Source organism: Afipia clevelandensis ATCC 49720 (assembly GCF_000336555.1).
Lineage (GTDB): Bacteria > Pseudomonadota > Alphaproteobacteria > Rhizobiales > Xanthobacteraceae > Afipia > Afipia clevelandensis.
Genome location: NZ_KB375281.1, coordinates 1,864,030 through 1,884,124 on the forward strand (window position 1 = coordinate 1,864,030; position 20,095 = coordinate 1,884,124).

General features: G+C 63.3%; 18 protein-coding genes. 3 read left to right on the forward strand and 15 right to left on the reverse strand.

Translation table 11 applies throughout. From position 1 onward, the window contains the following. Nucleotides 1–678: 678 nt before the first annotated feature. From HMPREF9696_RS08960 to HMPREF9696_RS08970, 3 genes are read right to left on the reverse strand one after another with little or no spacing between them, the layout of a single operon-like run. Entirely contained in the window at nt 679–1,509 is an 831-nt protein-coding gene (locus HMPREF9696_RS08960) for an MlaD family protein (RefSeq protein ID WP_002712666.1), read from the reverse strand. A gap of 29 nt (nt 1,510–1,538) precedes the next feature. Next, nucleotides 1,539–2,309, reverse strand: a complete 771-nt coding sequence (locus HMPREF9696_RS08965; protein ID WP_174309481.1) for an ABC transporter ATP-binding protein — start codon at nt 2,307–2,309, stop codon at nt 1,539–1,541. A 12-nt stretch (nt 2,310–2,321) separates the two neighbouring features. Next, nucleotides 2,322–3,455 (reverse strand): ABC transporter permease, encoded by a 1,134-nt coding sequence (locus tag HMPREF9696_RS08970; protein ID WP_002712668.1) that lies wholly within the window; start codon nt 3,453–3,455, stop codon nt 2,322–2,324. Between the two features lie 137 nt (nt 3,456–3,592). Here HMPREF9696_RS08970 and dgcA point away from each other — a divergent pair, with 137 nt between their 5' ends. Next, nucleotides 3,593–4,597, forward strand: coding sequence for an N-acetyl-D-Glu racemase DgcA (gene dgcA, locus HMPREF9696_RS08975; protein ID WP_002712669.1), 1,005 nt, complete (start codon nt 3,593–3,595; stop codon nt 4,595–4,597). 11 nt (nt 4,598–4,608) lie between these two features. Here dgcA and HMPREF9696_RS08980 read toward each other — a convergent pair whose 3' ends face one another. Then, nucleotides 4,609–5,865 carry an MFS transporter gene (locus HMPREF9696_RS08980; RefSeq protein ID WP_040301318.1) on the reverse strand — a complete coding sequence of 419 codons (1,257 nt, stop codon included), beginning with the start codon at nt 5,863–5,865 and terminating at the stop codon, nt 4,609–4,611. 48 nt (nt 5,866–5,913) lie between these two features. Between HMPREF9696_RS08980 and HMPREF9696_RS08985 the strand changes: the two genes are divergently transcribed. After that, the gene (locus HMPREF9696_RS08985; protein ID WP_002712671.1) at nt 5,914–7,059 is read left to right on the forward strand and encodes a hypothetical protein; all 1,146 of its coding nucleotides are present in this window, start codon (nt 5,914–5,916) and stop codon (nt 7,057–7,059) included. 47 nt (nt 7,060–7,106) lie between these two features. Here HMPREF9696_RS08985 and HMPREF9696_RS08990 read toward each other — a convergent pair whose 3' ends face one another. From HMPREF9696_RS08990 to thiD, 5 genes are all read right to left on the reverse strand, one after another. Next, nucleotides 7,107–8,087, reverse strand: a complete 981-nt coding sequence (locus HMPREF9696_RS08990) for a threonine/serine dehydratase family protein (RefSeq protein WP_002712672.1) — start codon at nt 8,085–8,087, stop codon at nt 7,107–7,109. Nucleotides 8,088–8,150: 63 nt separating this feature from the next. Continuing rightward, complete coding sequence (locus HMPREF9696_RS08995; protein WP_002712673.1) at nt 8,151–9,224, reverse strand: glycosyltransferase family 4 protein; 1,074 nt, start codon at nt 9,222–9,224, stop codon at nt 8,151–8,153. Continuing rightward, nucleotides 9,224–10,039: a UDP-2,3-diacylglucosamine diphosphatase gene (locus HMPREF9696_RS09000; RefSeq protein WP_002712674.1), complete on the reverse strand. Its 816-nt coding sequence runs from the start codon at nt 10,037–10,039 to the stop codon at nt 9,224–9,226. The genes HMPREF9696_RS08995 and HMPREF9696_RS09000 overlap by 1 nt, the downstream gene beginning before the upstream one ends. Nucleotides 10,040–10,081: 42 nt before the next feature. Next, nucleotides 10,082–10,741 (reverse strand): class I SAM-dependent methyltransferase, encoded by a 660-nt coding sequence (locus HMPREF9696_RS09005; RefSeq protein WP_002712675.1) that lies wholly within the window; start codon nt 10,739–10,741, stop codon nt 10,082–10,084. 229 nt (nt 10,742–10,970) lie between these two features. Then, on the reverse strand, nt 10,971–11,774 hold the full coding sequence (thiD, locus tag HMPREF9696_RS09010) for a bifunctional hydroxymethylpyrimidine kinase/phosphomethylpyrimidine kinase (RefSeq protein ID WP_002712676.1): 804 nt from the start codon (nt 11,772–11,774) through the stop codon (nt 10,971–10,973). Between the two features lie 142 nt (nt 11,775–11,916). Here thiD and HMPREF9696_RS09015 point away from each other — a divergent pair, with 142 nt between their 5' ends. Continuing rightward, nucleotides 11,917–12,159, forward strand: a complete 243-nt coding sequence (locus tag HMPREF9696_RS09015) for an Lrp/AsnC ligand binding domain-containing protein (RefSeq protein ID WP_002712677.1) — start codon at nt 11,917–11,919, stop codon at nt 12,157–12,159. Between the two features lie 14 nt (nt 12,160–12,173). Here the strand turns inward: HMPREF9696_RS09015 and HMPREF9696_RS09020 are convergent, their stop codons facing one another. The 6 genes from HMPREF9696_RS09020 to HMPREF9696_RS09045 all read right to left on the reverse strand — a co-directional run bounded on the left by HMPREF9696_RS09020 (nt 12,174) and on the right by HMPREF9696_RS09045 (nt 20,090). After that, nucleotides 12,174–13,151: a DMT family transporter gene (locus HMPREF9696_RS09020; RefSeq protein WP_040301321.1), complete on the reverse strand. Its 978-nt coding sequence runs from the start codon at nt 13,149–13,151 to the stop codon at nt 12,174–12,176. A gap of 124 nt (nt 13,152–13,275) precedes the next feature. Next, nucleotides 13,276–14,193: a c-type cytochrome gene (locus HMPREF9696_RS09025; RefSeq protein WP_002712679.1), complete on the reverse strand. Its 918-nt coding sequence runs from the start codon at nt 14,191–14,193 to the stop codon at nt 13,276–13,278. Nucleotides 14,194–14,422: 229 nt separating this feature from the next. After that, a complete protein-coding gene (locus HMPREF9696_RS09030; RefSeq protein WP_002712680.1) occupies nt 14,423–14,872 on the reverse strand; it encodes a c-type cytochrome in 450 nt (149 codons plus the stop codon). A 114-nt stretch (nt 14,873–14,986) separates the two neighbouring features. Next, nucleotides 14,987–17,293 (reverse strand): xanthine dehydrogenase family protein molybdopterin-binding subunit, encoded by a 2,307-nt coding sequence (locus tag HMPREF9696_RS09035; protein WP_002712681.1) that lies wholly within the window; start codon nt 17,291–17,293, stop codon nt 14,987–14,989. A gap of 75 nt (nt 17,294–17,368) precedes the next feature. Then, nucleotides 17,369–18,898, reverse strand: coding sequence for a murein biosynthesis integral membrane protein MurJ (murJ, locus tag HMPREF9696_RS09040; RefSeq protein WP_002712682.1), 1,530 nt, complete (start codon nt 18,896–18,898; stop codon nt 17,369–17,371). A gap of 46 nt (nt 18,899–18,944) precedes the next feature. Beyond that, a complete protein-coding gene (locus HMPREF9696_RS09045; protein ID WP_002712683.1) occupies nt 18,945–20,090 on the reverse strand; it encodes a DegT/DnrJ/EryC1/StrS family aminotransferase in 1,146 nt (381 codons plus the stop codon). Nucleotides 20,091–20,095 lie beyond the last annotated feature (5 nt).

Genomic DNA, 20,095 nt, shown 5'->3' on the forward strand with positions numbered 1-20,095 from the left:
GTCCTGTTCACGAGGGGCGCTTCTCGAGGGCGCTTTGAAGCGGAGCAGGATGCGGCGCCTGCGCGCACGGTTCGCACCCGTTGCGTCCGGGAGGCTGGGGTCAGCGCCCGGGCCAACTATGTGGCTCTGCCTTCAATGGCTGGACGCGGACAGGTACGAACGCGGCGAAAGCCGCCGGATCGGGGCGTGAAAGCGTCCGTCCTGTCCCGGAAGAGCGCTCCCCTCGCCAAAAATCGCCGCAGATGGCGCGCCGTGAGGCGACGCGCTTCCTGATCGCAAAGGAAGCGAACAATACCCATTGCGCCTTTCGGCGCGCCACGCCCCTCATCCTTTGAGGGGCAAAGACCAAACGCTCACCTCGCGCAACGCGAGGGAACGATGATGCATGCGTGAATGGAAGTGGCTGTTTGAAAACTGAATCGGAAGGCTGACGTGACGCACGCTGCTGCATCACCCACAATCGTCGTCCCCGCGAAGGCGGGGACCCATAACCACCGAACATCCTGATGATGGCGAGAAGATTGCTCCGGCATCTCCCTCAAATCGAGAACTCAGGGAGTATGGGTCCCCGCTGGAGCCTGTCATCGGGCCGGCAAAGCCGGACCCGTTGGCGGACCAGTTGAGAGATTGCGTGGATGCCTCAACGCCACTCGCCGCAAGCGAGCGAGGTAAGCCGCCCTACCGCTGCCGGGCGCGGGCGTCGTTCGGATTGCGCGTTGGCGTTGCCGCCGGAGCAGGCGCCGCGTCGCGCGCGCCCGCGCCGAACAGCACGCGGGTCGGGTTGCGGTCGAAATTGTTCACCGCGCGGCTGATGTCGGCGAGCGTACGCCGGCCGTCGATAATGAGACCGGCGGAGCGCTTGTCGAGATTGTCGGCGAGTTCACGGAACGAGCGCGCCGCCGCCTGCAGTTCGCCCTTCTCGCCCATCAGGCCGTCGACGCCGCTCATGATGCTGTCGATGCGGGCGGAGTTCGCAGCCAGACTCTTCGAAAACACCTCGACATTGGCCATGCTGCTCTTGAGCGCTTCCTGGTTGTCGAGCACGAGCTTGTTGACGTTCTGCAGCACGCCGCGCACGGCTTCACCGATGTCCTGGATCGCGTTCGGATCGGCCGTCAGCGTCGGCACGCCGTCTTCCGCGACAGGCACGCCGCCGCCTTCCAGCGAGCCGCCCTTGAGCGAGATCGAGGACACGCCGGTCAGACCGGCGAACTCCAGACCGACCAGCGAGTCCTTGCGGATCGGCGCGCTCTTGTCGACGTTGGTGATGACCACGACGCGCTTGGGATCGTCGAGCTTGATCGACGTGACTTCGCCGATCTTGATGCCGTTGAAGTTGACATTGCCGCCGGTGCGGAGGCCCGAGGCCGCGCCCTCGAACACGATGCGCAGAGGCACGCGCTGGGCGGCGGCGCCGAGGTTCTGGAACCAGAACACAAAGCCAAAGGCCGCGGCGACCACCGCCAGCGTGAACGCCCCGATCAGGACGTAATTTGCCTTTGTTTCCATCAGCTTAGCTCCAAATCAACGCAACAAAATTACGCAACGACAGCGCGCGCGCGCTTGCCATGAAAATAGGCCCGCAGCCACGGATGCTGCGAGGCCAGCATGTCATCCATCGTGCCTACCAGGAGAACCTTGCGATCCCCTAACACTGCAATCCGGTTACAGGCGGTTTTAAGGCTGTCGAGATCATGGGTTACCATGAAAACGGTCAATCCCAAAGTACGCTGCAACGTCATCACAAGCTGATCGAAATCGCCGGCGCTGATCGGATCGAGACCGGAGGTCGGCTCGTCGAGGAACACGATCTCCGGGTCGAGCGCGAGCGCCCGGGCGAGCGCCACGCGCTTGATCATGCCGCCGGAAAGTTCCGACGGGAACCGGTCGGCGACTTCGGGCTTGAGGCCAACCATGGCCAGCTTGGCGATGGCGATTTCATCCAGCAGCCGCTCGGACACGTTCATGAATTCACGCACCGGGAACTGGATGTTCTGGCGCACGTTCAGCGACGAGAACAGCGCGCCATGCTGGAACAGCACGCCCCAGCGGCGCTCGACGGCGCGGCGCTGGTCCTCGTTCGCCTTGCCCATATCGACGCCGAACACCTCGATGGTTCCGGCGAGCTTCGGGATCAGCCCGATGATGGTGCGGGTCAATACCGACTTGCCCGCGCCCGATGCGCCGACAAAGCCGAGGATTTCGCCGCGCCTCACGTCGAGGTCGAGGTGATCGAGAATGAGGTTCTCGTTCAGCTTCACCGTGAGGTCGCGGACACGGATGATGTGATCGTCGAAGTTCTCCGCCATCATCATCCAATCCTAGATATTGATCGTCGCGAAGAAGATGGCGAACAGGCCATCCATGACGATGACGAAGAAGATCGACTTCACCACCGAGGCCGTGGTGTGCTGGCCGAGCGATTCCGCGCTGCCTTTCACCGCCGCGCCTTCGACGCAGGCCACGATGCCGATCACCAGCGCCATGAAAGGCGCCTTCACCATGCCCACGGTGAAATGGTTGATGGAGATGGCTTCCTTCAGGCGAACCAGAAACGCATCCGGCTGCACGCCGCCATAACCCCACGCGACAAGTCCGCCGCCGTAAAGCGCGGCCATCGCGCCCAAGAATGCAAGAATGGGCAGCGCGATGATCAGCGCGACAATGCGCGGCAGGATCAGCACTTCGGTCGGATCGAAGCCCATGGTGCGCAGCGCATCGACTTCCTCGCGCATCCGCATCGAGCCGAGTTCCGCCGTATAGGCGCTGCCCGAACGGCCCGCGACCATGATCGCGACCAGCAGCACGCCGAGTTCGCGCAGCACCAGCACGCCAAGCATGTCGACCACGAACACGTCGGCGCCGAACTTGCGGAAATGGAAAATGCCCTGCTGGGCGATGATGCAGCCGATCAGAAAGGTAATCAGCAGCACGATCGGCACCGCGCGCCAGCACACCTGCTCGAGGTGGTGAACCATCGAGGTGAAACGGAAACTGGTCGGATGGCGGATCACCCGGAACAGCGCATTGAGGATAGCGCCCAGCATCCCGATCAGGCTGACCAGCGTGGCACCGACCTCGACCACGCTGCGGCCGACGCCGTCGAGCATACCGAGAATGGTTTGCCGCTGCCGCTTGTGGACGACGCCCGGCTTTACCTGCCGGACCTCGTTGACGAGGCTGGCATAGTTGGCGGACAGGCCCGCGACATTGGGCTCAACGCCACCCTGGGTCAGGCTGCGGCGTAGCCGCTCGATCAGCCAGGCCCCGAATGTATCCAGACTGGACACCTGAGAGACGTCGATCACGATATTGTCCGGCCGGCCCTTGAGCCGCTCGGTGTCCTCGACGATCTTTTCCAGATCGGGCGCATGGTGGACGGTCCATTGGCCGGTCGCGCGCAGCGCGAGGCCCGCGCCGACGTTCACCTGCTCCAATGCCGGATTGCCGTTCAAGCCCAACTCCTGCGCCGATTCCATGCCCGGTTAACCGAGCAACCTACCACGATGCCAACAAACTGTACGGGGATGCTTCTAAGAGCCATAATTGCGCGAACTCGGCAAGCCCGCCCTTACGAAAATTGATTTCACAAATGATGCCATCGCTGACACTCGCCGCCCGGATCGAGCGCTGGCCTATTGCCGGCGGCTTCACCATCAGCCGGGGCGCCAAGACAGAAGCCGCTGTGATTGTGGCTGAGGTAAGTCGCCAAAGCCCTAACGGCGGGGCGATTGTCGGGCGCGGTGAGTGTGTTCCCTATGCCCGCTATGGCGAAACGCCGGAGGCAACGCTGGAGGCCATCCTTGCCCTGCGCGATGCATTCCACACCGGGCTGGACCGGCAGTCGCTGCAGTCTCGGCTGCCCGCAGGCGCCGCCCGCAATGCGCTGGACTGCGCGCTGTGGGATCTCGAGGCCAAGGTGGCGAAAAAGCGGATTTGGGAACTGACCGGGCGACCCGAACCGAAGCCGCTGACCACCGCCTTTACGATCTCGCTGGGTACGCCGGAGAGCATGGCCGAGGCCACGTCAAAGGCTGCCCATCGCCCGCTGCTCAAGATCAAACTCGGCGGCGAGGGAGACGAGGCCCGGATCGCCGCGGTCCGCAAGGCTGCTCCCAAGTCCGAACTGATCGTGGACGCCAACGAGGCCTGGACCGGCGGTAACCTGGCACGGCATCTGGCGGCCTGCGCCGAGGCAGGGGTGACCATGATCGAGCAGCCCCTGCCCGCCGGACAGGATCAGGCACTTGCCTCCATCAAGCGTCCCGTGGCGGTCTGCGCGGATGAAAGCGTCCATGACCGGACCTCGCTGGAAGGCCTGCGCGAGCGCTATGACGCCATCAACATCAAGCTCGACAAGACCGGCGGCCTGACCGAGGCGCTGGCCATGGCGGACGCGGCACGGGCGCTCGGCTTCGATCTGATGGTCGGCTGCATGGTGGCGACGTCGCTGGCGATGGCTCCGGCATTGGTAATCGCGCAAGGCGCGCGGGTCGTCGACCTCGACGGGCCGCTGCTGCTGGCGAAGGATCGCGACAACGGACTGCGCTATGACGGCAGCACGGTCTATCCACCGGACGCGAGCCTTTGGGGCTAGGGGCTCTGGGGCTAGTCGATCACCGCACGATGGGCGTCTAACCGCTTGCGCGCGACGGTCATGACGAGACCACCGGCGAGCGCCATTCCGGCCATGGCGTAATACACGCCCTCGCCGACCCGCGCATAGATCAGCCCGGAACACACCATGGCGAGGCTGAAATTGATGCCCGTCAGCGCCGACATGTAACCCTGCGCGCTGGCGAGCAGTTGCGGCGGCACATGACGCACCAGCAAGGCCACCGTGCCGACCTGCGTGATACCGAAGGTCAGTCCGTGCATGATCTGCACTGCGGTGAGAATTTCGATCCGCGGGTCCTGCGCGGTGACCGTCCAGCGCAGCACGCCACTTGCCGCGCCGATCATCACAAGAACCGCGGGTGATACGGTGAAGCGCGGCGAGACCGCGAAGATCGCGATCTCGGCGACCACCCCGAGCGACCACAGCACGGCGATGGTGAAGCCGCTAAGGCCCGCATTCTGCCAGGTGATCGCCGAGAAGCCGTAATAGGCGGCGTGGCTGGCCTGGATCAGCGCCGACGCGCCGATGATCGCGAGAAACAGCGGCCGCCGCAGCAGACCGCTGGCGCGCGCGGGCGTGGCCGATTTGGCCGACGCATCCAGCGGTGCAAGACCGAGGCTAACGAACGCGCTGAGGAACGCGACAGCGACGATGATCCAGATCAGGTGCCGCGGATCAATAATCGACAGCAACCAGCCCGCGGCAAGAGCACCAGCAATGAAAGCCGCAGAGCCCCATAACCGCATCGGCCCGTAGTTCAGGCCGTAGCGCACGACACCTTTCAGCGCATAGCCGTCGATCAGCGGTGCGAGTGGCGTCCAGGCGCAGGCCATCAGGCCGAACACGATCAGGATCGCGAGCGGCTGATGCAGCAAAGCCACCGCCACGAACCCGAAGGCGGTGACGAAGGCCAGCACGACCATGGCTTCGCGCAAAATCTGACGCCGCTCGGCGAATGCCGTGACGAATGGCAACACGGTGAAGCGGGAAAACGACGGCACAGCCGTAATGATCCCGATCCACGACACATCGACCCCGATGGCCTTCAGCCAGACCGGAAAGAACGGAAGATACGTGCCGCCCATGCCCAATGTTGAAGCGTAAAACAGGCTCGCGCCGACAGCGAATCGCCGGGCAATGGATTGCCCGGCAGGGTGCTTTTGTGATTCGCTGGTGGGCAAGGGAATTGCGATTCGCTGCGGTTCGTGGTGATGACTGTTTAGCCCGTGTCCGGCGTATCTGGACATCGCTTTGTGCGTGCCCGCGTTTCTTTCAATCTCTGCCTACAGGTTTTTATGGCCAACGAAGCCTTCGCCCTGTCGCCAATTTCAGCCCGCGCCGCCTCGTCGACGGATGCGGACTTCGAGGCCATTCGCGAGGCGTTTCTCGAAACCGCGCGCGGACGCTGGTTTCTGGACGAGTACACCAAGCGCAATCGCAACGCCGACACCGCGATGGTGCTGGAGGCTGTTGCCCGGATCGAGAATTCGCTGGCGGCCCAGAAGGAAGAACATCAGCGGCAGGCTTTGAGCGAGCAGGCGCTGCGCGAAGCGCCGCCGAGCGAGCCGCCGGCAGCCGAACCGCTTTCAAGCGAATTACCTGCAGCAATCGCGGCAGTAAAAGTCATTGTGGCGGCGGCGCGCGAGAGCGCAGCACAGGCATTGGCTGCGCCGGTCTTTGACGATGCGCTTGCACCGGCACGCAAGTGTGCGCGCGTGATCCGCGAGATCGCCTGGGGCCTGCGCGAGTCGGGCGCGGACGGACGCATTTGCTTCCTCCTTGAATCGCAGGTCGATGCCATCAACGCCGCCTGCGACCACGCCGCAGCTATCGGTGTCCGCGACGATGTGCTGCGTGCGTTCGATCAGGCCGCAAGCGACATCGAGGCGCTGTCGCCTTCGGCGGCGAAGCCGGAAACCGCGGCGGCGTCTGTTGCGACATTCGGTGCGGTCGATCTTCATTCTGCACCTGAAGCCCATACTGATCCTGCACCCGGGGATATAGCTGGCGAACCTCAGATGGATTCGCTGGACGCTGAATTGTTTGAAGCGCCGGTCACCGTTATGGAAGACGCCTCACCGGTTCTCGAACTGGAATTTCCGGCGCAAGAAGACCAGCCTGTCGAGATGGCCTCGATTGCCGCCGCGCCCATTGATGAAGCGCCGCCTGAGATTGCGCAGCTTGAGGCGGTACAGCTTGAAGCCGTACCAGAGATAGCTCCTGAACTGGCTGTGGAGATCATGCCGGAAGCGGCTGTCATCGAAACGGCCGCTGTTCCGACAGCCACCCTCGAGACCGATGCCATTGCGGCAGCGCCCGCATCGCTCGGTGCCAGCCTGATCGCCAGCGGGATCGTTGCCAAGCCGGTCTCACCGCGCATCGACCTGCTCGCACCGATCCGGCGGATGAGTCAGGCCGAGAAAGTCGCCTTTTTCAGCTAAAGGCAAAACGGCGGCGAAGTTCGGCCCATAAGGCTGAACTGTGACGGCTACTGAATCAGCCGTGCATAGAGGTCCGCATCGACATTTCCGCCCGACAGCACGATGGCGGCGGTCTTGCCCTTGGCATTGATGTGTCCTGCGAGCAGCGCGGCGAGCGCAACGGCGCCGCCCGGCTCGACCACCAGTTTCAATTCGCGGAATGCAAAGGCCACCGCTTTGGCCACTTCATCGTCGGTCGCGGTGACGCCCTGCACGCCGCTCGCCTGATTGACCGCGAAGGTGATCTCGCCGGGGATCGACGCCATCAGCGCATCGCAGATAGTGCGGCCGATCGCACGATGCGGCTCGCGGTGTCCCGCAGCGAACGAGCGTGCGTGATCGTCGAAGCCATAAGGCTCGACCGTTACAAGACCGGCATTCGGAAATTTCGCCTTCGTCGCCAGCGCAATGCCAGCCATCAACCCGCCGCCCGAGGCAGGCGCGCAAACGATATCCGGCGCGAGGCCGAATGCCGTGAAATCTTCCGCGATCTCGCGGCCGACCGTGCCCTGCCCCGCGATCACAAACGGATCGTCATAGGGCGGCACGACAGTTGCGCCGCGTTTGGCGGCAAGGTTGCGCGCGATGGCGTCGCGATCTTCCTTGTCGCGGTCGTAGGGGATGACCTCCGCGCCATAGCTCTTGGTGCGCTCGATCTTGGACACCGGCGCATCGGACGGCATCACGATGGCCGCGGGCATGCCGAGGAGTTGCGCCGCAGCGGCGACACCCTGCGCGTGATTGCCCGACGAGAACGCGACGACGCCCGCCTTTCGCGCGGCTTCCGGAATGGAGGACAATTTATTGTAGGCACCACGGAACTTGAAGGACCCGGTTCGCTGCAGCACTTCCGGCTTCAGGAATATCCGTCCGCCGGTCAGCGCATCGAGTGCAGGCGACGAAATCAGGCGGGTCCGGACAGCGACGGGCGCGAGAACGCGCGCGGCGGCATCGACATCGGCGGCGGTCGGAAGAACAGGATCGGTCATGGCGCATGTATAGCGCGCCTGCCTGTTCCGGCAAGATCAGCGCAAGGCAGCGGCCATGCGCGATCAGGCGGTCGGCACGGTGTCCGAGGCGAGCCGCAGCCGGCGGGCGAGACGCCGGCGCCAGCGGCGCTTGACCTGAGGCGGGCGTTCGCGCGTCACGTTGTCAATGAAGGCCTGCGCGCAGGCGCCCCAGCTTCGCGACGCCGCAAACACGCGGCAGGCCTCGCGCGGGATGTTCAAGGCCGCAAGACAGGCCGTGCGGAGATCGTTGTTCAGCACACCGACCGGCGCATCGCCGATCACATCCAGCGGGCCGGGAACGGGCAAGGCCGCGACAGGCACGCCGCTGGCAAGCGCTTCGAGCAGGACGAGACCGAACGTATCGGTCTTGCTCGGGAAGACGAAGACGTCAGCCGCCGAATAGGTCTCGGCCAGCCTCTCGCCCTGCATGGTGCCGAGGAACACCGCATCAGGGAATTTGCGCTCAAGCTCCGCGCGTGCAGGGCCATCGCCGACCACAACCTTGGTGCCGGGCAGATCGAGTTCGAGGAACGCTTCGAGATTCTTTTCGACCGCGACACGGCCCACCGACAGGAACACCGGACGCGGCAAAGCCAGATCGAAATCGCGCGGACGGAACAGATCTGCGTCGACGCCGCGCGACCACAGCACAACATTGCTGAAACCGCGGCCACGCAGTTCGTCGGCGAGCGCGGGCGTGGCCGCCATCACCGCATCGCTGGAGCCGTGAAAAAAGCGCAACGCGGCCCAGACCCAGGATTCCGGAATCGGAAAACGCGCGGAGACGTATTCCGGAAAGCGGGTGTGGAAGCTGGTGGTGAACGGCACCTTGTTCTTGAGGCAATAGCGCCGCACCAGAATGCCGATCGGCCCTTCGGTCGCGATATGAACGTAGTCGGGCTGCGCCTCCTCGATCATGCGCGCGACCTTGCTGGGCCACGGCAACGCGAGCTGAATGTCCGCGTAGCTTGGAAGCGAGATGGTGCGGAACGATTGCGGTGTCAGGAACTGGATATCGACACCGATCACAGCGGCAGCTTCCGCCATCTTGGTCAGCGTACGGACCACGCCGTTGACCTGCGGATGCCAGGCGTCCGTTGCGATCAGGATACGCATCAGGCCGCCTGCGCCGTCGTGACGCGTGAAATGGGCTGCGGCCGGCGCAGCGGATCTGTCCATGTCAAAATCTCGAACCGGCCGTCCTCATGCTCGACCAATGCCGTGCAGCTCTCGACCCAGTCGCCGCAATTCATGTAGCGGATGCCGTTTTCATCGCGGATCGTCGCGTAGTGAATATGGCCGCAGATCACACCGTCGGTACCATGCCGCTTGGCTTCACCGGCCAGCGTCTGCTCGAACGCGCCGATATAGTTGACCGCGTTCTTCACCTTCTGCTTGGCCCATTGCGACAGAGACCAGTAAGGCCTGCCGAACAGCTTGCGGAATGCGTTGACCAGCCGGTTCATCTGGATCGCGAAATCGTAAGCGCGGTCGCCGAGATGCGCGAGCCAGCGCGCGTTCTGAACGACGAGATCGAAGATATCGCCGTGAATGACGAGATACTTCTTGCCGTCCGCGCCTTCGTGGATGGCGGTTTCGACAACCTCGATGCCGCCGAAATGGGTGCCGTAATAGGACCGCAGGAATTCGTCGTGATTGCCTGGAATGTAGATGACCCTGGCGCCCTTGCGGACCCTGCGCAGCATCTTCTGCACGAAGTCATTGTGGGATTGGGGCCAGTGCCAGTTCGATTTCAGCGCCCAGCCGTCGATGATGTCTCCGACCAGATAGATCGTATCGGCGTCATGGCAGCGGAGGAAGTCGAGAAGGCGGTCGGCTTGCGAGCCGCGGGCTCCGAGATGGACATCGGAGATGAACAAGGTGCGAAAGCGTCGTTCAGGACTGCTATCGCTGATAGCGTCTCTTTCCATGCGCGAGCCTTTATCAAACATCCATGACAGCGCGATGACAGGTCACGCCGCCTGCAAACCTGCCGTCCGCTCGAAACAAACCAGCGTATAGATGCCGAACGGCGCAACTTTGCGCCGCTCGACCAGGGTCGTACCGGCATTTGATTGCGCCCAAGCCTGCAGCCGCCCGAACGGGAATTCCGGGCGGAGGCCGAGGGCGCGGGTTTTCTTCGCCGCCCAGCGCTCGACCGCGGCGGCAACGCCGACTTCGGAATAAAGGTGGTTCACGAGGATGATGCGCCCACCAGGCTTCACCACGCGGTGGCATTCCGAGAGCACCTGCTCGGGATTGGCGACCAGCGTGATAACGAACTGCGCCACCACGCAATCGAACGTCGCATCCTCGAACGTCATCTGATGCGCGTCCATCTGATGAACCGCCTTGACGAACGGATACTTGCCGCTTGCCATCTTGGCGCGGGCCTTCTCGAGCATCGGGGCGCTCATGTCGATGCCGGTGATCTCGGTGCTGTTGTCGTAGTCGTCGAACGACAGTCCGGTGCCGACTCCGACTTCGAGGATCTTTCCGCCGATGGAGCGCGCCGCCTCGGCCGCGGCGCGACGGCCCTTCACCATCACCGGGCCGCACACGGCGTCATAGATCGGCGCCCAGCGGGCATAGGCGGTTTCAACGACGGTCTTTTCAAGATCGGACGAGCGCATCACGGTTCCAGTCAGCGGTCTTAAGGAATCAGATTTCGTTTCGCTTACTGGCGATTAGCAGCCGAGTACGACAAACAGGCGACAGCCGCGGCAGCTTGTCGCGCGAGGCTCATGGCGGCTCCAAATATGACCGGAATTTCCCGCGATCGTCATTGCGAGGAGCACTTGCGACGAAGCAATCCATTCTTCTCAATTGCTTCGTCGAAAGTCACGCAACCTGAATTCCGGCCTAAGTGTAGAACGCATGAAAGTGATGGATCGGCCCGTGGCCGTGCCCGACCTTCAGCCGGTCCGCTGCGGCGATGGCCGCGCTGACAAAGGCTTTGGCGTCGCGGACAGAGCGCTCAAGGGTGTGCCCCCTGGCAAGGCCCGCCGCGATGGCTGACGACAGCGAGCATCCGGTGCCGTGAGTGTTGCTGGTGGCGATGCGCGGCGCGGCGAGCCGGATCACCGCGTTTGCGTCGATCAGATAGTCCGTGCTCTCTGGCCCGTGCCCATGACCGCCCTTGATCAGGACGGCAGGACATCCGAGCGCGAGCAACCGCCTGCCCTGCTGTTCGATCTCCTGCTCGCTCGACGCGATGCTCTCATCGAGCAGCGCAGCGGCTTCCGGCAGATTGGGTGTGATGAGATGCGCGCGCGGAAAGAGCTTGCTGCGCAGGGCATCGACCGCATCGGACGACAACAGCCGGTCACCGGACGTTGCGACCATCACCGGATCGAACACGACATGCGGCGGCGACCAGCGATCAAGACCCGTGACAATGGCGTCGATGGCCTCGCCCCGCGCCACCATGCCGATCTTGACCGCCCTCACGTCGAGGTCGCTGAACACGGCGTCGATCTGCGCGGTGATGAAATCGGCCGGAACGTCGTGGATGCCGGTGACGCCCTTTGTGTTCTGCGCCGTCAGCGCGGTAATGACGGACGCACCGTAAACGCCAAGAGCGGAAAAGGTCTTGAGGTCGGCCTGAATCCCGGCGCCGCCGCCCGAATCCGAACCGGCTATCGTGAGCGCAATCGGTATGCTCATGGCTGTCTCATCCGGCGTTCCGGGCTCCTGCTATCCTGCTCTAACCCGTTGAATAAACGCGAGCAAGCGACCTTGCCATGGGGAGCGGATTTGGCTCTATTGCCCCTCAGAACACGTCTTACTACCTGCCGGAGAAACAGCGATGGTCCCCTTCTTTGTCCAGATCAAATGCAAGCTGGGCCAGTCCTACGTGGTCGCCAACGCGATCGCCGAGGCTGAAATCGCCTCTGAAATCTACTCCACGGCGGGCGACTACGATCTGCTGGTCAAGTTCTATGTCGATAGCGGAACGGATATCGGCCACTTCGTGAACGAGAAGCTGCAGGTCATTCCCGGCATCCAGGACACCTATACGATCATCACGTTCAAGGCGTTCGGGGTCTAAGCCCGGGCGGCCTTTCAGGCCGCTTTGGATTCCTCGGTCACCGGCGCGTCGGGATTTTCCTCGTCATCGGCCATGGTGGCGATGGCGGCGACCGGCGTGTCGCGCAGCCGCTTCAGGCCGAGATAACGCTCGCGCAGGATGACGAAGATTCCCGCGCTGGCCACGATGATCGCGCCGAACACGATGTAAGGCGTCGGCACCTCGCCGAAGAACCAGTAGCCAAGCATGAAGGCCCACAGCATCGCGGTGTAATCGAACGGCGCGAGGAACGACGCCGGCGCGTAGCGATAGCTGTCGGTGAAAAAGATCTGCCCGAGGCCGCCGGCGATGCCGATGCCACCCAGAATAACCACGTCCTGCCATGTGGACGGCATGCGCCAGCCGAATGGTGCGGTCAGCAGCGAGACCAGCAACACCAGCAGCGTCATGAAGATCACGATGGACGATGTGGTCTCGGTCGCGGTCAGCCGCCGGATCTGGATCGACGCGCCGCCAGCGGTGAAAGCATTGGTCAGCGCAAACAGGATGCCGACGATCATCGACGCCGTCAGCGCGGCATGATCGCGGAAGTACGGCATCAGCATCAGGATGACGCCGCAGAAACCGAAGGCGACCGCGGACCAGCGATAGGCGTGGACCTTCTCCTTCAGGAACACCGCCGCGAAGATGACCGTGATCAGCGGCGACGCAAACGCGATGGCGGTAAAGTCCGCAATCGGAATCCGCGCCAGCGCTGCGAACGTCGCGAAGGTCCCGACCACACTGAACACGCCGCGCAGCAGATGTTCCCTGGGACGCTCGGTCCGCAGCGCGCCCTTGAGCTGCCCGCGCCAGCCGAACACGACCAGGATCGGGATCAGCGCGAACAGCGAACGGAAGAACGCGACCTGTCCTTCCGGATATGCTCCGGCCAGATAGCGCACCTGCGCGCCCATGATCGCGAACATCAGGGTGCTCGCGACCTTGAACGAAACGGCTTTGACGATGTGCATCGGAGATGAGAATCTGGAGGGCAATTTTCGGCCCGACAAAGCATGCTCCGGCTGCCGGGGAAAGCCCGGCTGCAACATGGCTTCCAGCGGCGCCATGCAGACGACTTGCCCGTTTCTGCGGCAATCAGCTCTTCTTCTTGGGCCTTGCCGGGCCGTCCACCGCAGGGAGCGACTTGAGATAGGCCGCCATCGCGGCGCGGTCCTCATCGCTGAGTTCCGAGGTGTTCTTGATCACCCGCACCATCGAGCCGCCGGCGGTATCGCCGCTGGGCAGTTCGCCGGTCTTGAGGAACCAGGCGATCTCCTTCTCGCTCCAGTCCTTGAGGCCCTTCTGGGTAATGTTCGGAACCCAGCCCTCGCCTTCCGGGTTCGGCCCCCCGGCGAAGCGCTGCGAGGCCACGATGCCGCCGAGAAAATTGCGCGGGCTATGGCACTCGGCGCAGTGGCCGAGGCCGTTGACGAGGTAAGCGCCGCGATTCCACGCCGCCGACTGCTTTGGGTCCGGCACGAACGGCTTGTCATCCATGAACAGGAATTTCCATCCGCCGACCAGACGGCGGATGTTGAACGGAAACGTCACATCGTGCGGACGTGCCCGGCCGGACAGCGGCGGCAGGGTCTTGATGTAGGCGAACAGGTCGCGGATGTCGTTGTCGGTGGCGTGGGTGTACGACCCGTACGGAAGCGACGGATAGTAATGCTCTCCGTTCGGCGAGGTGCCGTGCTTCACGGCGTTGATGAAATCTACTTCGCTCCAGTTGCCGATGCCGTTCTGCTTGTGCGGCGAGATATTCGGCACATGGAAGGTGCCGAATGGCGACGGGATCGCCAGCCCGCCGCCGAGCATGGTGCGCGGCTCGCCCGTAACGCCATGACAGGACGCGCAGCCGCCGGCGTCGAATACCGCTTTGCCGTTGGCGACATTGGGGGTGTAGGCAGGCAGCGCCGCGGCGGACACCACGACGGGCATGGTGACGAACCAGAAAACGCCCGCACCGGCGATCAGGGCGATCAGCGCCAACAGAATGAGTTTTCGCACCATGCTTCCCTCGCGATGATCAGCCCCCCTCTCCCCATAGCCCGTCGAAGACGGGCGTAAACGCCCTTTCGGGGGAGAGGATTGGGGTGAGGGGCTCCAGGTCTATCGAGAGATTCTACGCCCTCACCCGCCGCGCTTCGCGCGCCGACCTCTCCCCACGGGAGAGGTAAGCCGAGACAAGCACTCAGACCAATTTGGTTGCAAGTTGAATTGCGCGCAGCGTCAAAACAAATCAGCTATTCTTCACGCGGAACGTCTCGTGGCAGCCGGAGCAGGCCTTACCGATGCTCGGCATCGCCGCCTTGAGGCTGTCGGCATCCTTGATCTTGCCCTTGGCTTCGCTGACCGCCTTGGCGAAATTGGCCGTTGCCGCCTCGAATCCTGCCTTGTCCTCCCAGATCTTGGGGGACGGCGTGTATTCGCTGGTCTGCTTCACGTCTTTCACGCTGGCCGGATAGAGCGACGGAATCTTCTTGGCGGATGCTTCAAGCTGCGCCAGAGCGGCATCGACAGCAGCCTGATCGTAAGGCTTGTCGCCGCGCGCCATCGGGCTGAGAGTGCCGCCAAGGGCTTTGCCATTTGCCTTCATGCTGGCATGGCTCTGTTCGATCAGATCCTGCTGCGCCACCACCGCGGTGGCGCCAAAAAGAACTGCAGCAACAACTAGAACGGCACGTTTCATCGGGTATTTCCTTCCTTGAGCTTAAAGTAACGCTTCACTTTAACCTTCGCCAAAATCGTGCATTCCCTCGCATCCTGACAAGGCCAAGAATTTTTTCGTGAGACGGGAATTTTTCTACATGCGGTGTACGCGGCGGCTGTTTTCAATCGCCATCCAGACACGCTCGGCTGTGGCCGGCATGTCGATATGGCCGATGCCATAGTCGCGATAAAGACCGTCGATGATCGCATTCACCACTGCGGGACAGGAGCCGATGGCGCCCGCCTCGCCCGCGCCCTTGACGCCTAGGGGATTGGTCTTGCACGGCACGTTATGGGTCTCGAACTTGATCGATGGGCCGTCCGCAGCACGCGGCAGCGCATAATCCATGAACGTGCCGGTGACGAGCTGGCCGTCGGTGGCATCGTACACCGCCGCCTCCATCAGGGCCTGACCGATGCCCTGCATGGTGCCGCCATGGACCTGACCCGCCAGCAACAACGGGTTCAGCGTCACACCGAAATCGTCGACAATGACGTAGTTCACCACATGGATCACGCCAGTGGATGGATCGATCTCGACCTCGGCGATATGCGTGCCGTTCGGATAGGTGCCGTCGGCGCTGCTGAACGTGCTGCTGGCAGTGAGCTTCGACGGATCGGCCCCGGCGCGTTTCGCAAGGTCTGCGAATGACACCGTGCGATCGGTGCCGACGATGCGGATCGCACCGTCGCTGAATTCCAGATCGCCCGCGCCGGTTTCCAGCACGTCGGCCGCGATGTCCTTCAAATTTGTGCCGAGCGTGCGCGTTGCCCGCTCCACACTGACGCCGCCGGAGGGAATCGAACTGGAACCGCCGGTGCCGAGACCGGTTGCGATCTCGTCGGTATCGCCCTGATGAATATGGACACGCTCCGGTGCAATTCCGAACTGCTCAGCGACAATCTGCGCATAGGCCGTCTGGTGCCCCTGCCCGCTCGATTGCGTGCCGATCAGAATGGTAATGTCGCCGTCGGAATCGAGCCGCACCTGCGCGGTCTCCTCGCCCATGGTACCGCAGACCTCGACATAGGTGCCGAGACCGATGCCGCGCACGAGTCCCTGCTTCTTCGCAGCCTTGGCGCGCCGGGGAAACTCCTTCCACTCGGCCACATCCATCGCGCGCTTCATGTGCGCGGCGAAGTCGCCCGAGTCATAGATTTTGCCGGTGGCCGTCTTGTAGGGCATGGCCTTCGGCTGAATGAAATTCTTGCGGCGGATCGCATCGGGCGCCATGCCCAGCTTGCGCGCAGCCGCATCGACAAGGCGCTCGACCACATAGGCGGCCTCGGGGCGTCCGGCACCGCGATAGGCATCGACCGGCACCGTGTTGGTGAACACCGTGCGGACGCGGCAATGGAAGGCCTGAAGATCGTAGAGGCCGGGCAGCATGCCCGCGCCGCCGTGCGGAATATACGGCCCGAAGGTGGACAGATAAGCGCCCATGTCGCCCATCAGATCGACATCCATGCCGAGAAATTTGCCATCCTCGGCGAGCGCCATGCGCGCCGTGGTGACGTTGTCCCGCCCCTGCGCATCGCCGACAAAATGATCGGCACGCTCCGCCGTCCATTTCACCGTCTTCTTCAGCTTGCGGGCCGCGACAGCGGCCAGCGCATATTCCCGATAGGGAAACAGCTTGGTGCCGAAGCCGCCGCCGACATCCGGGCAGATCACCCGCATCTTCTCGACGGGAATGTTGAGCACGTTCTGGCAGAGAATGTCGCGCAGCCGGTGGCTGCCCTGGCTGCCGATGGTCAGCGTGAGATGGTCACGCTTGGCATCGTATTCGCAGACGACCGCGCGGGTCTCCATGTAGTTGGTGACGATGCGCGGATTGACGATGCTGATCTCAGCCACCGCATGTGCTTTCGCAAAAGCCGCCTCGGTCGCCTTCTTGTCGCCGATGGACGTATCGAACAGCACATTGCCGGTATGATCCGGCCAGACCTGCGGCGCACCCTTCTTCACCGCGTTGACCAGTCCGACCACGGCTGGCAACGGCGTCCATTCCACCTCGATGGCTTCGAGTGCGTCGCGCGCCTGCTCGACCGTTTCGGCGACGACAAATGCAACCGCATCGCCGACATGGCGGACGACATCGCGCGCGAGGATCGGATATGGCGGGCCGGTGAAAGGCTCGTCCGGAAGATTAAAGAGGCAGGGAAGTCCGCCGAGATCCTTCACGTCATCCGGCGTCAGAATCGCGGCGACGCCCGGCAGCGCCCGCGCCTTCGTCGCATCGAGCTTGAACTTCGCATGGGCGTGCGGGGAGCGCAGCACAAGGGCATGCAGCGCCGCGGCTGGCGTGTAGTCGTCCGTGTAACGGCCCTTGCCGCGAATGAGTGCATCATCCTCCTTGCGAAGGACGCTTTGACCGACACCGAATTTGACAGGAGCCATAAAAATCTTCCCGACTGCAATCTGGAACTGTTCTAAGCTCCATCATGCAGCGGAATGGCAGGAAGCGCAAATGGCTTACCGGCGCACCAGCGCCGTCAGCCAGCGCTTTCCGAACAGCAGCAGAATGCAGATCGCGTAAACAAGCGCCCCCACCGCGATCAAAACTCCGAGAGCGGATTCATCTCGCAGGGATGTCATGCTCGCCAGCGCGGATGCCGCCCAACGCGATGTGAGCCAAAGTGCCGCAGCGAGAATCACCCCTGCCGCGGCGAACTTCACCAGCGACGTCACCATTGCGCGGTCGAACACAAAGAACTTCCTGCGAGTGGCGAAAAGAACAACCAGCAGCAGATTGACCCAGGCCCCGACCGCTGTTGCCAGCGCGAGGCCGATTTGCGCCAGCGACCCGACCAGCGCCACCTTGAGTGCAACATTGACCGCAACGCCGGTCAGCGCGGCCTTCACCGGTGTCGCGGTGTCCTTGCGGGCATAGAATGTCGCCACCGCGCTTCGGATCAGCACGAACGGGATCAGCCCGACCGCATAGGCCGCGAGTGTCGCACCGGCGGCCGCGGCATCCGCCTTCGAGAATGCGCCGCGCGCGAACATCGCCCGCATGATGACGTCCGGCACGGTGATGAAAGCCGCGACGAAGGGAATCGAAAACAGCAGGGTGAAATCGAAGGCGCGGCGCTGCGAGGCAATCGCGCCCTCATGATCGCCTGCGGTAATCCGCCGTGACATTTCCGGCAGCAGCACCGTGCCGATCGCGATGCCGATCACGCCGATCGGCAACTGATTGAGCCGGTCAGCGTAGTACAGCGCCGACAGCGCGCCGGCGGCCAGGAACGTGGCGATGATGGTGTCGGCGAACAGCGCAACCTGCGTTCCCATCGAGCCGAGGGTCGCGGGACCGAGCGCGCGGAAGAAGCTGCGCACGTCGTCGTCGAGCTTGAGCGAGGTGAACTTCGGCAGGATGCCGTGAACCTTGGCGTCACCGGCAAGGAGAATGTACTGCAGGAAGCCGGAGATCAGAACGCCCCACGCCGCCGCGTGGCCGGCGGTCGGAAAGAACGCCGCCAGCGCCAGCGTCGCCATCATCGACAGGTTGAGAAAGATCGGCGCGGCCGCCGCGCTGGCGAAGCGGTGCATGACATTGAGCATGCCGCCATAGAGCGTCACCAGCGTGATCAGCAGCAGATAGGGAAAGGTAATCCGGGTCAGTTCGATGGCCAGCGTGCGCTGGGCCGGATCGTCGGTGAAGCCCGGTGCCAATATCGTCATCGCCTGCGGCATGAAGATCATGGCAAGGACCAGCAGCACCACCTGCGATGCAAACAAAAGGGTGAAGATGCGGTCGCTGAACAGTTTCGCGGCGGCCTCCCCTCGCTCCCCGTGGACATGCGCATAGGCCGGCACGAAGGCGGCATTGAAGGCCCCCTCCGCGAAAATCGCCCGGAAATGATTGGGGAGCCGCAGCGCCACGAAAAAGGCGTCGGCCAGGGGACCGGCGCCCAGGATCGCCGCGAGCATGATGTCGCGCGCGAAGCCGGTGACCCGCGAGAGAAGTGTATAGCCGCCGACGGTGAAAATGCGCCCGAGCATTGGATAGTCCTACCGCATGACGCGGGGGCGCAAAACGCTCAAATCCTCAGGACAGCGCGTCGCGCACAGCCTTGATGACGCGATCCTGAGCCGCCGGCTCTAGATAGGCGTGCATCGGCAGGCTGATGACATCCGAAGACAGCTTTTCGCTGACGGCAAGCCCGCCTTCGGCCACGGGATAGTGCTTGTAGGCCGTCTGCTGGTGCATGGACTTCGGATAGTAGATCGCGGTCGGGATGCCCTGCGCCTTGAGCGCATCGGCGAACGCCTCGCGCCCGCCATTCGGCAGGCGGATGGTGTACTGCGCCCAGGTCGACACATTGCCGTCGGCCACGCGCGGCGCGATCACGATGTTATGCAGCGCATCGAAATAGCGGCTGGCGACCTTGTTGCGGGCCTCGATCTCGTCATCGAAAATCTTCAGCTTCTCGATCAGGATCGCGGCCTGCATGGTGTCGAGGCGCGCGGTCAGTCCGAGGCGGACGTTGTCGTATTTCTCGGTGCCCTGCCCATGCACACGGATGCTGCGCAGGCGCTCTGCGAGATCGGCATCATTGGTGAAGATTGCGCCGCCGTCGCCGTAGCACCCGAGCGGCTTTGCGGGGAAGAAGCTGGTCGCCGTGGCCAGACCGAAGGTGCCGAGCTTGCGGCCCTTGTAGGTGGCGCCGAACGACTGCGCGGCGTCGTCCAGCACGAACAGCCCCTCGCTCCTCGCAACTTCCGCGACCGCATCGTGATCGGCGCTCTGGCCGAACAGATCGACCGGCACAATCGCTTTCGGTTTGAGGCCGAGCTTGCGGGCGGTGGCGATACCCTTCTTGAGGGAGGCGATGTCCATGTTGAACGAGGTTTCGTCCACATCGACGAACACCGGCGTTGCCCCCGCGAGCGCGACAACTTCCCCGGTGGCGCAGAAGGTGAACGACGGACAGAGCACCGCATCGCCGGGACCGACGCCCTGCGCCATCAGCACCATCAGCAACGCATCGGTGCCGCTGGCGCAGGCGATAACATGCTTCGCGCCGCAATAGGCCGCAAGGTCCGCTTCGAGCTGCGTTACTTCTGGGCCGTTGATGAACTGGCAATGGGTCAGCACCCGCGCAACGGCATCGTCAATCTTCGCGCCGAGACGGCGGCGCTGCGCGCCGATGTCGATAAAGGCCACGGGTTCTGATCGCAGATGCTGGTTCATGGTGC

Coding starts and splice junctions, on each gene's coding strand:
- HMPREF9696_RS08960 (WP_002712666.1), bottom strand. CDS start 1,509: ATGGAAACAAAGGCAAATTACGTCCTGATCGGGGCGTTCACGCTGGCG.
- HMPREF9696_RS08965 (WP_174309481.1), bottom strand. CDS start 2,309: ATGGCGGAGAACTTCGACGATCACATCATCCGTGTCCGCGACCTCACG.
- dgcA (WP_002712669.1), top strand. CDS start 3,593: ATGATGCCATCGCTGACACTCGCCGCCCGGATCGAGCGCTGGCCTATT.
- HMPREF9696_RS08980 (WP_040301318.1), bottom strand. CDS start 5,865: ATGTCCAGATACGCCGGACACGGGCTAAACAGTCATCACCACGAACCG.
- HMPREF9696_RS08985 (WP_002712671.1), top strand. CDS start 5,914: ATGGCCAACGAAGCCTTCGCCCTGTCGCCAATTTCAGCCCGCGCCGCC.
- HMPREF9696_RS08990 (WP_002712672.1), bottom strand. CDS start 8,087: ATGACCGATCCTGTTCTTCCGACCGCCGCCGATGTCGATGCCGCCGCG.
- HMPREF9696_RS08995 (WP_002712673.1), bottom strand. CDS start 9,224: ATGCGTATCCTGATCGCAACGGACGCCTGGCATCCGCAGGTCAACGGC.
- HMPREF9696_RS09000 (WP_002712674.1), bottom strand. CDS start 10,039: ATGGAAAGAGACGCTATCAGCGATAGCAGTCCTGAACGACGCTTTCGC.
- HMPREF9696_RS09005 (WP_002712675.1), bottom strand. CDS start 10,741: ATGCGCTCGTCCGATCTTGAAAAGACCGTCGTTGAAACCGCCTATGCC.
- thiD (WP_002712676.1), bottom strand. CDS start 11,774: ATGAGCATACCGATTGCGCTCACGATAGCCGGTTCGGATTCGGGCGGC.
- HMPREF9696_RS09015 (WP_002712677.1), top strand. CDS start 11,917: ATGGTCCCCTTCTTTGTCCAGATCAAATGCAAGCTGGGCCAGTCCTAC.
- HMPREF9696_RS09020 (WP_040301321.1), bottom strand. CDS start 13,151: ATGCACATCGTCAAAGCCGTTTCGTTCAAGGTCGCGAGCACCCTGATG.
- HMPREF9696_RS09025 (WP_002712679.1), bottom strand. CDS start 14,193: ATGGTGCGAAAACTCATTCTGTTGGCGCTGATCGCCCTGATCGCCGGT.
- HMPREF9696_RS09030 (WP_002712680.1), bottom strand. CDS start 14,872: ATGAAACGTGCCGTTCTAGTTGTTGCTGCAGTTCTTTTTGGCGCCACC.
- HMPREF9696_RS09035 (WP_002712681.1), bottom strand. CDS start 17,293: ATGGCTCCTGTCAAATTCGGTGTCGGTCAAAGCGTCCTTCGCAAGGAG.
- murJ (WP_002712682.1), bottom strand. CDS start 18,898: ATGCTCGGGCGCATTTTCACCGTCGGCGGCTATACACTTCTCTCGCGG.
- HMPREF9696_RS09045 (WP_002712683.1), bottom strand. CDS start 20,090: ATGAACCAGCATCTGCGATCAGAACCCGTGGCCTTTATCGACATCGGC.